General features: G+C 63.0%; 13 protein-coding genes and 1 pseudogene. 4 read left to right on the top strand and 10 right to left on the bottom strand.

The features are described 5' to 3' along the window. The 4 genes and pseudogenes from ABIB58_RS07880 to ABIB58_RS07865 form a co-directional block, all read left to right on the top strand. Positions 1 to 81, top strand: a pseudogene (locus ABIB58_RS07880) (IS5/IS1182 family transposase); the annotation flags it as partial. A 689-nt stretch (positions 82 to 770) separates the two neighbouring features. Further along, the gene (locus tag ABIB58_RS07875; protein WP_502909734.1) at positions 771 to 1,019 is read left to right on the top strand and encodes a metal/formaldehyde-sensitive transcriptional repressor; all 249 of its coding nucleotides are present in this window, start codon (positions 771 to 773) and stop codon (positions 1,017 to 1,019) included. Positions 1,020 to 1,387: 368 nt separating this feature from the next. After that, positions 1,388 to 2,497, top strand: coding sequence for an S-(hydroxymethyl)glutathione dehydrogenase/class III alcohol dehydrogenase (locus ABIB58_RS07870; RefSeq protein ID WP_026108300.1), 1,110 nt, complete (start codon positions 1,388 to 1,390; stop codon positions 2,495 to 2,497). Positions 2,498 to 2,891: 394 nt separating this feature from the next. Beyond that, complete coding sequence (locus ABIB58_RS07865) at positions 2,892 to 5,552, top strand: excinuclease ABC subunit UvrA (protein WP_026108301.1); 2,661 nt, start codon at positions 2,892 to 2,894, stop codon at positions 5,550 to 5,552. Positions 5,553 to 5,812: 260 nt separating this feature from the next. On the opposite strand, the gene ABIB58_RS07860 is transcribed toward ABIB58_RS07865, so the two are convergent. The 10 genes from ABIB58_RS07860 to ABIB58_RS07815 all read right to left on the bottom strand — a co-directional run bounded on the left by ABIB58_RS07860 (position 5,813) and on the right by ABIB58_RS07815 (position 12,966). After that, entirely contained in the window at positions 5,813 to 6,382 is a 570-nt protein-coding gene (locus ABIB58_RS07860) for a type 1 glutamine amidotransferase domain-containing protein (RefSeq protein ID WP_200216366.1), read from the bottom strand. A gap of 31 nt (positions 6,383 to 6,413) precedes the next feature. Next, positions 6,414 to 7,553: a glutathione-independent formaldehyde dehydrogenase gene (locus tag ABIB58_RS07855; protein WP_026108303.1), complete on the bottom strand. Its 1,140-nt coding sequence runs from the start codon at positions 7,551 to 7,553 to the stop codon at positions 6,414 to 6,416. 318 nt (positions 7,554 to 7,871) lie between these two features. Next, entirely contained in the window at positions 7,872 to 8,291 is a 420-nt protein-coding gene (locus ABIB58_RS07850; RefSeq protein ID WP_017504343.1) for a GlcG/HbpS family heme-binding protein, read from the bottom strand. 108 nt (positions 8,292 to 8,399) lie between these two features. Next, on the bottom strand, positions 8,400 to 8,693 hold the full coding sequence (locus ABIB58_RS07845) for a putative quinol monooxygenase (RefSeq protein WP_017504344.1): 294 nt from the start codon (positions 8,691 to 8,693) through the stop codon (positions 8,400 to 8,402). Between the two features lie 111 nt (positions 8,694 to 8,804). Then, on the bottom strand, positions 8,805 to 9,545 hold the full coding sequence (locus ABIB58_RS07840; protein ID WP_017504345.1) for an SDR family oxidoreductase: 741 nt from the start codon (positions 9,543 to 9,545) through the stop codon (positions 8,805 to 8,807). Positions 9,546 to 9,621: 76 nt separating this feature from the next. Continuing rightward, positions 9,622 to 10,359, bottom strand: coding sequence for an L-dopachrome tautomerase-related protein (locus tag ABIB58_RS07835; protein WP_372342814.1), 738 nt, complete (start codon positions 10,357 to 10,359; stop codon positions 9,622 to 9,624). A gap of 58 nt (positions 10,360 to 10,417) precedes the next feature. Then, entirely contained in the window at positions 10,418 to 10,624 is a 207-nt protein-coding gene (locus ABIB58_RS07830; protein ID WP_017504347.1) for a ScoMcrA-related endonuclease, read from the bottom strand. 152 nt (positions 10,625 to 10,776) lie between these two features. Beyond that, positions 10,777 to 11,433, bottom strand: coding sequence for an Eco29kI family restriction endonuclease (locus tag ABIB58_RS07825; RefSeq protein WP_017504348.1), 657 nt, complete (start codon positions 11,431 to 11,433; stop codon positions 10,777 to 10,779). Continuing rightward, positions 11,348 to 12,559: a DNA cytosine methyltransferase gene (locus ABIB58_RS07820; protein WP_017504349.1), complete on the bottom strand. Its 1,212-nt coding sequence runs from the start codon at positions 12,557 to 12,559 to the stop codon at positions 11,348 to 11,350. The genes ABIB58_RS07825 and ABIB58_RS07820 overlap by 86 nt, the downstream gene beginning before the upstream one ends. Further along, the gene (locus tag ABIB58_RS07815) at positions 12,556 to 12,966 is read right to left on the bottom strand and encodes a very short patch repair endonuclease (RefSeq protein ID WP_081600460.1); all 411 of its coding nucleotides are present in this window, start codon (positions 12,964 to 12,966) and stop codon (positions 12,556 to 12,558) included. Before ABIB58_RS07815 ends, ABIB58_RS07820 begins: the two co-directional genes overlap by 4 nt. Positions 12,967 to 13,185: the final 219 nt, after the last annotated feature.

The following is a 13,185-nucleotide window of genomic DNA, read 5'->3' as shown; positions in this document are numbered from 1 at the left end:
GTCGCAACCCGCTACGATCGCTGTCCGACCGTCTTCCTGTCCGCCATAGCCCTCGCCGCCACCGTCCTGTTCTGGCTATGAGTCCTGAGCCTAGGACGGCCGGATCGACTTCGGCCGCAAGCTCGCCCTGCACGGCGCCGCGATGCAGACGCTCGATCAGGAGAGCCTCCGCCGCGATACGCTTGTGGCGCAGCAGGCATTCGATGGCGGCGGACGCCGGCGAAACGGCTGCCGCTGCCGAATACATGAAGCAGCCGGCCGGCGTTCCAGGTTCCGAAAACGATGACGCCGCTCGTTCCAGCAGGCCTTTGACGGCCTCGAAGGTGGACAACGCCGGATCGTTGATGGGCGCATAGAGATGGACGCTGAACGTCGCGGCGTAGCGCTCGATCACCGCCGCGAACAGCCCCGCCTTGTTGTCAAACGCCGCATAGAGACTGGCGGCGGCGACTCCAGTCTCCGCCACCAGATCGGCCATCGATGTCGCCTCGTAGCCGCGCTGCCAGAACAGCCGTACCGCCTTGTCGAGCGCAGCGTCAGTGTCGAACGCGCGAGGGCGACCTGCGGCGCGGCGGGCCTTTTTCTCTATCATGTCTGGCGCCATCAGGGGGGCGCGAATTTTGGAAACGACCCGGGAACCTCGCCTGATTGCAGAAGCGCCAGTCTCTGCGCAGGATTGAAACTCCCCCCCTGTATAGTATGCTGAAGCGATTTCTCGGGAAAGCGCGATGCCACATTCATCAGAGGACAAGAAGCGAGCCATCACACGCTTGCGGCGTATCAAGGGCCAGGCGGACGCTCTGGAACGCGCGATCGAAGCCGGGGCCGATTGCGCCCCCCTCCTGCAGCAAATTGTCGCAATGCGAGGCGCGACAAATGGACTGATGGCGGAAGTGATGGAGAGTCACCTTAGGGAAACATTCGGCGCCGGTGCAGATCCGGCCGTGAAAAGCGAGGGCAGCGATCACGAGGACGACGTGGAGGGCGTAATGAAGATTCTGCGTACATATCTTAAGTAACGATTTCAGCGCTCCTCTTCTTGCCCGCGCTCTCCCGCAGTTAGAGCAAAAGCCTCGTATCCAAGCCAACCACTGTTGGTCATCAGAGCGCAGACTTTCGGCGTTCCGAGCTTGAATTTTGTTGCCGGCGTGGCGAAGCAAGCGCCTTCTCCGGCGTTTTTCACCGCGCCACACAGAGGTTAGGGCCTGCGAAGCGAAGCCACCCCTACATGCTTTCTCTGGTTCGAGATCCTCACTCGACCACCTCTTGTATACTGGCAGGGAGTATGACAAAAATACTCCCTGACAGTATGAGAACGTCGACGAATTTGCGATGGCGCAACGGCCTCGCACCGGCAATCGGCTTCAATCAACGAGGGTATGCCAACATGAAATCTCGCGCCGCTGTAGCCTTCGAGCCAGGCAAGCCACTCGAAATCGTCGAGATCGATGTCGCCCCACCCCGGAAAGGCGAAGTCCTCATACGGGTGACGCACACCGGTGTGTGCCACACCGACGCGTACACGCTGGCGGGGAGTGATCCGGAGGGTGTTTTCCCGGTGGTTCTGGGCCACGAGGGCGCGGGCATCGTTGTCGAGGTCGGTGAAGGCGTCACCAGCGTTGGGCCGGGCGATCACGTGATTCCGCTCTACACCGCCGAGTGCGGCAAGTGCGACTTCTGCCTGTCGGGCAAGACCAACCTGTGCGTCGCTGTCCGCGAAACGCAGGGCAAGGGCTTGATGCCCGATGGAACCACCCGCTTTTCGTACAATGGTCAGCCCCTCTATCATTACATGGGCTGTTCAACCTTCAGTGAATATACTGTCGTCGCCGCAGTCTCGCTCGCCAAGATCAATCCCGGGGCAAACCCCGAACATGTCTGCCTGCTCGGATGCGGCGTCACGACCGGCATCGGCGCAGTCCACAATACCGCCAGGGTCCAGCCCGGAGACTCGGTCGCCGTGTTCGGTCTCGGCGGCATCGGCCTCGCGGCGATTCAGGGTGCGCGCCAGGCGAAGGCGGGTCGCATCATCGCCATCGACACCAATCCGTCCAAGTTCGAACTGGCACGCCAGTTCGGTGCGACCGAGTGCATCAACCCCAAGGACCATGACAAGCCCATCCAGCAAGTGCTGATCGAGATGACGGGCTGGGGCATCGATCATACCTTCGAGTGCATCGGCAACGTCCACGTCATGCGCGCCGCGCTTGAATCAGCGCACCGTGGCTGGGGTCAGTCGATCGTGATTGGCGTTGCCGGCGCGGGCGAGGAAATCTCCACCCGCCCATTCCAGCTCGTCACGGGCCGCGTATGGAAGGGGTCCGCTTTCGGTGGCGTCAAGGGACGGACTGAGCTCCCCGGCATGGTCGAGGACGCGATGAGAGGCGATATCGATCTGGCCCCGTTCGTAACCCACACGATGGGTTTGGAGGAGATCAACGAGGCCTTCGAACTGATGCATCAAGGCAAGTCGATCCGCTCGGTCATTCACTACTGACCCGCCGATCCGAAGCAGCGCGAGGCGCTCGGACCGACAACTCGGCCGTCATCATGGCCCGACCCCGGCCATGATGACGCGCGCTCTGGCAAATGGGCAACGCGTCGCGATGCTGTAAGAAGCGCCGAAGTGCGGTCGTTACATGCCGATAGCGGCACGGGCCAAGTCCGGCTGGCCCAAGCGCTTACCACCGGAGTGTGTGTGGCCTCGTCGCGCGACCCAACGGGAAAATGGTTTTGTCGTAACCGTTGTCTGATGCTGGAAAAATATTTCAAAGGCGCCGAACATCGGGCCAGCCTAACCGTTGGATGTATTGAGTCGGAAATGCATTCATCAGTTACCCCGACCGTAATGAACCACGGGCCGCACGGGCGGATATGGCAGGAAGACTGAATTGAAGGACAAGGATAAACACGCGACGACGCCGGCCACCGATCATGGGCATGCGGGGCCACCCGCTTGCGTGCAGGTTCGCGGCGCGCGCCACAATAACCTCAAAAATGTTGACGTCGATGTACCGCGCGACGCCTTCGTGGTGTTCACCGGCATATCGGGTTCGGGCAAGTCATCGCTCGCGTTCGGCACCCTTTATGCCGAAGCCCAGCGGCGTTATCTGGAATCGGTTGCGCCCTATGCCCGTCGCCTGATCGACCAGGCCGGCGTGCCGGAGGTCGACGCGATCGACGGTTTGCCGCCTGCGGTCGCATTGCAGCAGCAGCGCGGATCGGTCAACGCGCGATCCTCGGTCGGCAGCGTGACGACGCTCTCCAGCCTGGTGCGGATGCTCTATTCGCGCGTCGGCGAATATCCGCGCCATCAGCCGATGCTCTATGCGGAGGATTTCTCCCCCAACACGGTCGCGGGGGCCTGCCCGACCTGTCACGGCATCGGGCGCGTCTATGACGCGACCGAAGAGACGATGGTGCCCGACGACACGCTGACGATCCGGGAACGCGCAGTCGCCGCCTGGCCGGCGGCATGGCATGGCCAGAACCTGCGCGATATCCTCGTGTCACTCGGCTATGACGTCGATACGCCGTGGCGCGACCTGCCGAAAAAGGATCGCGACTGGATCCTCTTCACTGAAGAGGCGCCGACGGTGCCGGTCTATGCGGGCCTGACGCCCGAACAGACCCGGACGGCGCTCAAGCGCCGCATGGAGCCGAGCTACCAAGGCACCTTCACCGGCGCGCGACGCTATGTGCTGGAAACCTTCGCCAACACTAAAAGCGCGCTGATGAAGAAGCGCGTCTCGCAATATATCATCGGCCGCGAGTGCCCGACCTGCGACGGCAAGCGCCTGAAGCGCGAAGCCCTGTCGGTCAAATTCGCGGGCCTCGACATTGCCGAGTTCGGCGACCTGACGGTGCTCAAGCTGAAGGACTTGCTGATGCCCGTCGCGCATGGCGCGTATGGGGCGGTCTCTGCCCCCTCAAAGGGCCATGTTCTGGAAAAAGCAGCCCGCGATGCAGCGGTTGAACAACGGGTTGCGGCGGGCGGCTCTGCGCACAAGAGCGCGCCCGACGTACGCCGCACGCCCAATCTCTCCGACGAGAAGCGGATCGCCGCCCAACGCCTTGCCTGCGAATTGATCGAGCGGCTAGAGCCGCTGATCGATCTTGGCCTTGGCTACATTTCGCTCGACCGCAGCACGCCGACGCTCTCCTCCGGAGAGCTGCAGCGCTTGCGGCTTGCCACGCAATTGTCGTCACAGCTTTTCGGCGTGGTCTATGTGCTTGACGAGCCTTCGGCAGGGTTGCACCCGGCAGATGGCGAAGCCTTGCTCACCATCCTCGAGCGTCTCAAGGCGGCGGGCAACTCCCTGTTCGTCGTCGAACATGATCTCGACGTGATCCGCCGCGCGGAATGGCTCGTTGATGTCGGGCCAGGAGCCGGGGAAAAGGGCGGTGAAGTCCTCTACAGCGGGCCGATAGAGGGGCTTGCCGACGTCGACAATTCGATCACCCGCCGCTACCTGTTCGCAGAGCCGCTCCGCAGTGAGCGCACACCGCGCGATCCCAAGGCATGGCTACGCCTGGAAGGGATCAGACGGAACAATCTCCATGGTCTCGACGTCGAGTTTCCCATCGGCTGCTTCACCGCTGTCACCGGCGTTTCGGGATCGGGTAAATCCAGTCTTGTCAGTCAGGCGCTGCCCGAGCTCGTCACGGAACACCTCGGCGGCTCCCCCGTGGCCGAGGAGGAGGATATCGATCCGCTGCTCGATGTTGCGCAGAACGACACTGAAGGACGCATTGTCGCAGGCATGGAGCATGTTCGCAGGCTGGTGCGGGTCGATCAGAAACCGATCGGCCGCACGCCGCGCTCGAACCTATCCACCTACAGCGGCATGTTCGACCATGTGCGACGGATCTTCGCTGATACGCCGCTCGCCCGCCGGCGGCACTACAGCCCGGGAAGGTTCTCGTTCAACGTCGCGCAAGGCCGCTGCCCTGTGTGCGAGGGCGAGGGATACGTCATGGTGGAGCTGCTGTTCCTGCCGAGCGTTTTTGCCCCGTGCTCGACCTGTCATGGCTCTCGCTACAACCCGCAAACGCTCGAAGTCGAATGGAACGGGCGCAATATCGCCCAGGTGCTCGAACTGACGGTCGACGATGCGTGCGATTTCTTCGCTGGCGAGGCATCTGTGATGCGCTCCCTCGACGTGTTGCGGGAGATCGGTCTTGGCTATCTGAGGCTCGGTCAGCCGGCGACCGAGCTGTCTGGCGGGGAGGCGCAGCGCATCAAGCTGGCGACTGAACTGCAACGCGCTCAACGCGGCAACACGATCTACATCCTCGACGAGCCAACTTCGGGGCTTCACCCCTCCGATGGCGACCGGCTAATGCAACACCTGCAGGGCCTCGTCGACGCCGGCAATACGGTCGTCGTCGTCGAACATGACATGCGCGCCATCACACAGGCGGACTGGATCATCGACCTGGGACCGGGGGCTGGGGAAGATGGGGGCCGTATCGTTGCCAGCGGCGTCCCTGGCGTCGTTGCGGAAGCAGAAGGCAGTCTCACCGCCCCCTATCTCAAAGCGGCGCTGTAGGTCGTAAACCTGGCCGAACGCACGTTCGATCAGGCGTATCTCAACCGCACGCACGCTGAAATGGGTCGCATCTGGAAGCGGGAGCCGGCGAGGTATCACCGCGGTTGACGCGGCTTGGGGATCGAGTGCTCTGAAGTGCGCCGTTTTCGTCTGATACGCGGCGTAGCGGACAGCCAATCGCCGGCCATCCGCTACGCCTGTTTTGTGTGGACCTTCACCAGGGAGCGCGCCCTCACATGGTTCGTCGAAACCGTCCCATATTAGTTCGCGGCCGCGGGCCCAGCGCCCGAACCTTCCGCGATTTGCTCAACGAGTTTGGCACAGAAGGCGGGTAAATCATCGGGGTCGCGGCTGGTAACAAGGCCGTTGTCGACCACGACTTCCTCATCGGTCCATATAGCGCCGGCGTTCTCGATATCGACCTTCAGCGTCGGGTAGGACGTCAAGGTGCGACCCTCAAGAACGCCCGCCTCGATCAATGTCCAGGGTGCATGGCATATCGCGGCAATCGGTTTTTTCTGATCGAAAAAAGCCCGGATGAAATCAATTGCCTCGGCGCTGCCGCGCAGCTTGTCGGCGCCGACCGTCCCTCCGGGCACAACTAGTCCGTCGAAATCGTCGGCTTTGACATCGGAAAACGTCTTGTCGATAGTATAGCTGCCGCCCTCGTCGAGATCTTTATTGACCGTGCGAGCCTCGCCCGGTTCAAAACTGACCACGGTCACTTTGCCACCAGCCTCCTCGACAGCTTGCTTGGGCTTCGAGAATTCTGGTTCTTCCGTTCCACGAGGTGCGATCAGAATGGCAACTGATTTGCCTTCTAACGTCATAATCTATTCTCTATTCCGATGAAGACTACGGTCAGGTGGTCGGCTTAAGCACGACCTTTGTCCATCCATCATCGCGCGCATCGAAATGCTTATAGGCGTCTGGCGCCTGATCAAGCGGCAGTCGGTGCGAGATGATTTGGGCAGGATTGGCCCGGTCCTGCTCGATAAGCTTCATCAGTCGCCGGTTATAGTGCTTTACATTGCACTGGCCGGTGCCGATCTTCTGGCCCTTGAACCAGAAGTTGCCGAAGTCGAACGCCATCTTGCCTTCCTTCTGGAGATCGTCGGGCGCGTTCGGGTCTTCCGGAATGAACACACCGACGACGCCGATGCCTCCGGTGGCTTTCGTGCTTTTGACGAGGCAGTTCATCGTGTAATTGCTGCGCTCCTTGCCGTGGCGATCGCAACACTGATACCCAACCGCCTCGACCCCCCGATCAGTCCCGAGGCCGCCCGTCGCGTCAAGGATCTGCTGGGCGGGATCGCCCTTGCGCATGTCGATCGGAATAGCGCCCATCGCCTCGGCCAGTTTCAGGCGGTCATCGTGAGAATCGACCACGAAGATCTGAGAGGCACCGCGGATTTCGGCTGAGTGCGCGGCCATCAAACCGACCGGACCGGCGCCGTAGATCGCGATGCTTTCGCCTGGCTGGAAACCCGACAGTTCGACGCCATGCCAACCGGTGGGGAAGATGTCGGAGAGCATGACATAGTCATCCTCCTTCTCCTCAGCGTCCTCAGGCAGCTTCAGACAATTGAAGTCCGCATAAGGAACGCGCATCAACTCGGCCTGACCACCCTGCCACGGACCCATCTCGGCAAAGCCATACGCTGCGCCGGCGGTTCCAGGGTTGGTCGTGAGGCAGAAACCCGTCAAACCGCGTTCGCAATTTTCGCAGAAACCGCAACCGACGTTGAACGGCATGCACACGCGATCGCCCTTTTTTATGCGATCTACGGCAGCGCCGACTTCGATGACCTCGCCAAGGTTTTCGTGACCGAAGACCCTGCCCTTCTCAAAGCTGGTACGGCCCTCGTACATGTGAAGGTCGGACCCGCAAATGTTGGTCGTGGTCAGCCGGATGATAACATCGGTCTGCTTTTCGATCTTGGGATCATCGATGGTATTGACGGAAACATCTTTGGGCCCGTTGTACACGACAGCTTTCACGGATCTTTTCCTTTCGCAGCTCTTCTCAACGCGTCATCAAATCGAGAGCTTGGTGATGATCCGGTCTATCGCAACGGCGGAGGACATCGCACCCTTCGAAGTGATCTCAGTTTACTGAACCTTCTGCTACCTGAGAGGTTCCGTCCCGTAGGGCCGTCCTGGGATTGATTCACCGCAGCTTTCTGAATGACCGGGCCAGAACGGCCGAATGAAGTGCCAAACGGAGACGACCAGCGCCGCGCGGGAGGCGCGCCTGGCGCACGGGCCCGCCGCCGTCGACTGAGCCCGTCCGTCGCGCCCGGCACCGCGCTCCAAGGCTCAGCCGCGCGCTAACACCTGCGCCGCCGCCTCGGCCACGCCCTGGTCCTGCTTGCCGGTGCCGCCCGACACGCCCACCGCGCCGATCACCGTCTCGCCCTCCTTGATCGGCACGCCCCCGGCGAAGATCATCACCTTGCCGTCGTTGGAGGCATGGATGCCGTAGAAGTCGGCGCCCGGCTGGGCGAGCTTCGCCAGCGCCTTGGTCTCGACGTCGAACGCGCGCGCCGTCCACGCCTTGCCGATCGCGATGTCGACGCTGCCGCGCCACGCATCGTCCATCCGCGCGAACGCTAGGAGGCAGCCGCCCGCGTCCACCACCGCGATGTTCATCGGATTGCCGATCCGCTCGGCCTCCGCGATCCCCGCATCGATGATCGTACGCGCGTCGTTCAGGTCGAGCGTCTGGGTGGTGCGCATGGCGTGTCTCCGTGGCAGTTCGGGGAAAGCCGTTCAATGCACGCCGCCGCGCCCGAGTTCCCCCGGACGCGGCGATGAGAGCGACGCGCTAAGGTAATGACCGCTCCGCTACTTCGCGGCCAGCAGGGTGAACTTGTGAATCTGCGGCGGTTCAGAAAACAATTCTTCTGCCTTGTCCATCAGTGCGGCGGCAACCTTGCCGTCAAGATGGGCCTGCCGATCCTCCTCTGTGTCGAACGTATCGAAGATCGCGTACGCACCGGGACCTTCCTCGATCGCATACCAGGTCAGAGTGCCCGGCTCGGCTTGGACGAGCGGCAATGCCGAGGTCAGGAAATTGGCGACATCGCTCTCTTTACCGGGTTTGGCCTTCAATGGCACGTACAGCGCGAGTTTGGGCATTATCGACTCCTCAAGTTAAACGGACAGATATCATTCGGCGGAGTAACGGACGAGCCGGCCGGCACGTTCCCCATGAGGCAGAGCACACGCGGCCCCGCCTCCTCATCGAAATTAGAACTGCTGTGCGGTCGGCCGGATGACGATCGCGTTGACGTCGACGTCATCAGGTTGTTCGACAGCGAACGCGATAGCACGCGCCACCGATGCCGCCGGGATGGCCTGCTTGTAGAAGTCGAGCACCGTCTCGGCAGCCGTGCCAGACGTCGTGAACTTCAAATCGCTTTCGACAGCTCCAGGCTCGATCGACGTGACACGGACCTTTTCCCCCACCTCGTGGCGCAAGCCCTCGCTGATTGCGCTGACGGCGAACTTGGTGCCGGAGTAGACCGTGCCGCCCGGTGCGAAGACCTTGATGCCCGCAACCGAGCTCAGGTTGATGATGTGGCCGCTGCCCTGCTCGAGAAAGCCGGGAAGGGCCGCCGCGATGCCGTAGAGCGTACCCTTCAGATTGACGTCGATCATCTGGTCCCACTCTTCGGTGTTGACCTCGGCCATCGGACGGATCGGCATCAGCCCGGCGTTGTTGATCAGCACGTCGAGGCGGCCGTAGTCGGCAATGATTGCGGCGACGACGGACTGGACCGCCGATTTGTCGGTCACGTCCAGCGCGTAGCTACGTGCCGTGCCGCCGTTTGCGGCGATGTCCGCGACGACCTCGTCGAGCCTATCCTTGCGCCGCGCGGCGATGGCCACCTTGGCGCCGCGTTGCGCGAGAAGACGCGCGGTTTCCGCGCCGATGCCGGTGCTGCCGCCCGTAATGAGAACGACTTTGCCTTCGATACCGTTGGTCATGACTGTATTCCTTTAAGTCAGTTGTTGATTTTTCGCCGGATCGCGGCCCCGCGCGAGCCAGCCCGGCCTGACGGGATCACCGCGAGCGCAACAGGACGGGAGCCGCGCCCACCTTGATGCGGAGCAGCTCGTAGGGCTTGCGGCGCAAGTCCCGCCCGCCGTGGAAGCCTGGCTGGCGGTGAAGCTGGTTGGCGGTGAAGTAGGGGTAGCCATCGGTGCCGATCGACAGCGTGTCGGGCCAGCTGATGCGCGGGTTGCTGACCACCGTCGTCCAGCTGCCCTGGTCGAGCACGCGGATCGCGTTGTTCTCGTAATCGCCGGCGAACACGCGGCCCTTGTCGTCCTCGGCTATCCCGTCCGAGGCGCCTTTGCGCCCCAGGCTGCGGACCGCGCGGCCCAATGCCTCCTCGGACACCGCGGGATCGCGCAGCATTGCCGTGGGCACCGCGTGCAGCGTGCGGCCCGACAGTGGACCGTAATACAGCAGGCTGCCGTCGGCGCTGAGCGCAATCGCGTCGCTTGCGATCGTGACCGGCGTCGCGGGGCCGTCAGCCGGGCGGTTCATGAGCACCGCGCCATCGACAACCGGGGTGAAGCCGGGCTCGGGGTTGGTCGTCGCATGGTTCGACAGGCGCCGGATCGCCCGCCCGCTTGCGATATCGATGACGATGATGCCGCCGATCCCCTCGTTGTTGCTGTCGGTGATATAGGCGACGCCCTCGGCGCCCTGACGCAGATCGAAGCGCACGTCGTTGAGGTAGGTCGTGGGCAGCTTGCCGTGGCTCTTGGGGAAGAAGGGCTCCAGCCGAGCCATCTGCTCGTCCGTCAGCCAATACAGGTCACTCATGATCCAGACTCCTCAGGAGCCTGAATCAGATCGCACGCCTCACATCAATGGGTCCTGAGCCTAAGGGCTTGCTGTCGTAGGCACGTCCCTCACGGATCACAAAGAAATCGCGCGAAGGTTTGAAGCCGTACTTCTCGATGAAGGCGTCACGTCCCAGGACGCGGAATTCCTCCATCGCTCTCTCGACAGCGGCTGACTGGGTCAGATTCTCGAGCTTGCCACCTGTCGCCATTTTCTTCCCCCGACCCGCTGATCATGCCCGACATACAAGGCAGCCGACGCGTCGCGAAGGCCCCCGGGGGAGCGCCAGGGCGACCGCGCATGGCCTTCGCTCCAGATGGTCGCGCCTGAATCCCCGTCAGTCGATAGGCTCGAGGCGTTTCCTTAGGCTTGAGCGGAAGCCTCGTTCGCCGCCGCTTGCTCCTGTTCCGCGCGCTCTCGGGTCTCGAGATGTCCCGCGACCTTGGCCGCGATATCCTCCGGCGTGACGCCGCTGTCCGCCAGCTTAACCGCCCAGGTGCGTCCCGGATGCAGCACGTCCCAGGGTGAGCGATACTGGGTGGCGCGTCGGCCGCCGGGATCATGATTGCCGAACCCATCGACCACCAGGTTCCACACCGGGAAATGCCAGCTGATCAGCATTCGCTCGGCCATCCGGATCCAAACATCGTCAACGGCCAGGAAACGGCAGGCGAAATCCTCGGATCGCAGATTGTCGGCCTGGGCCACGGACTTGGCGTGATCCGCCAGCCGATTCCAGAGCGCCCGCCCATGCGGTGCGTCGAAGTCGCCGCCCCGTCGTCCACCCATCGGATCGGCCTTGCCGATGTAGATTGGCAGCGCGAAGGCGCCGTCGCGATTCTTGTCGGCGACCTTGGAGTAGGCCGGGAAGTCGCCGGTGTAATAGATGGCGTAGATGCCGGCACCCTCGAAGGGTTGGACCGGCGCGAGCGGCTCAATGGGCCTGTGCAGGAGGGCGTTGGCCACGCTTTCGGCCAGGTGCCGCTTCTCCAGCGGATTGTAGGGGACCAGGGCGCTCATCCGAACGATGTAGCTGATCCGCCACCGACCGGGCAACAATGCCGGCCAGGCGCACGGGCACGGCGTTACCAAGTTGGCGCATGGTCTCCGTCCATGACCCATGGAACAGGAAGTCGTCGGGGAAGGTCTGGAGCCGGGCGGCCTCGCGCACCGAGAAGTAGCGGATCGAGCCGTCGGGACGGCGCAACATGTTCTCGCCGCCGGGCACGCCATGGACGCCGGCCTTCAAGGTCTTGGCCGGGGCATCCAGCGGGCTGCCGGTATGACCGGGATAGGAACGAGCGCCGGGGATGAATCTGTGGTCGGGGATACCCTTGGCTCCCCTTGGGTCGAGCTCTGGGTCCGGCAGGCCGAGGAAGGCATCGCGGACGGTGAGCCACGGCCGTGCGGTCGGCTTCTCGCCCTTGATGGCGGGCAGGGTGTCTCGCAGCAGTCGGCGCTCGGTGCGTCCAATGCGGTGCCTGTCGAAATACTCGTCCTCGTGGGTTAGGGACCAGGCCAGGGCGGCGGAGGAATGGGTCTCATCCGGGAAACGCCATTCGACGCCGAGGTCCGAGCGGAACCCGACTAGGAATATCCGTTCGCGCCGTTGCGGCACGCCATGGTTGGCGGCGTTGAGCAGGCGCAGAACGACATTATACCGCAGGCCCGAGTTGGAGCCGCTGGTCTCGTGACGCTCGAGCCGGCCGAGGTGGTCGATCCAGGGCTCGTCGGGACGGGCCGTAACCTCGGGATGCGCGAGCTGCAGCCGGATGTAGCTCAGATAGTTCTGGAAGGTCGCGCGCGTCAGGCCCTTTACGTTCTCGAAGACGAAGGCCCTGGGGCGGAGCTCTCTCACGGCGCGAATGGCCTCGGGGAACATGTCGCGATGGTCGAGGTGGGCGTTGTGCTTGCCGCCCAGGGAGAAGGGCTGGCACGGCGGACCACCCGACACGAGATCGATGGTTCCCAGGCCGTCATAGGACACCAGGCGCACGTCGCCCTGCGTCACGGGCCAGGGCTTATTGTCCTTCAGGGTCTCGCAGGCCCAGCGGTCCCACTCGACCACCGCCGCGTGATCGAATCCGGCCCCGGCCACGCCCAGGCCAAGTCCTCCCGCTCCCGCGAACAATTCGATCGATCTCATCCGAGGAAAGCCCTCATGCGCTGCTCCAATCCGGCACGATCACGCAGTTCGCACTCCCAGAGAATCAGAGCTTCCCAGCCTGATTCGTTCAACCGTCGTTCCACCTCGCGGTCACGTTCCCGGTTCCGGGCGAGCTTTGGCCCCCAGAATTCCACACGGGACTTGGGCGCTCGCGCCAGCTTGCAGTTGGGATCGTTGTGGCCATGCCAGAAGCAGCCGTGCACCAAGATCACCTTGTGGCGGGGCCCGAACACCAGGTCCGGCTTTCCCGGCAGGTCCTTGCGATGAAGTCGATATCGATAGCCCATGCCGTGGACCAGCTTGCGCACCAATAGTTCCGGCTTGGTGTCGCGCGATCGAACCCGCGACATGCGCTCGGAGCGCTGGGCTGGAGAAAGGGTGTCCACGCCCGCCACTGACCGTCATTCGCGGTGGAAGTCCAGCAGGACCCGGGAGGCGTGCCTGGCGGTGCGTCCGACTGTGACGCAGGGTTGCGGATTCTGGACAGTGAGGGCGACTGGAATGGGCACCTAGTGGCGGCTGTTGGATAGGTCTGCTTGCAGGCCGCTCTTATCCCACCTGCATCAACGGCCGCAACTCGGACCGCGTTGCCAAATCAAACTCCC

The organism is Brevundimonas sp. UYEF29 (assembly GCF_040546195.1).
Taxonomy (GTDB): Bacteria; Pseudomonadota; Alphaproteobacteria; order Caulobacterales; family Caulobacteraceae; genus Brevundimonas; species Brevundimonas huaxiensis.
This window is presented reverse-complemented; position numbering and strand designations above follow the sequence as displayed.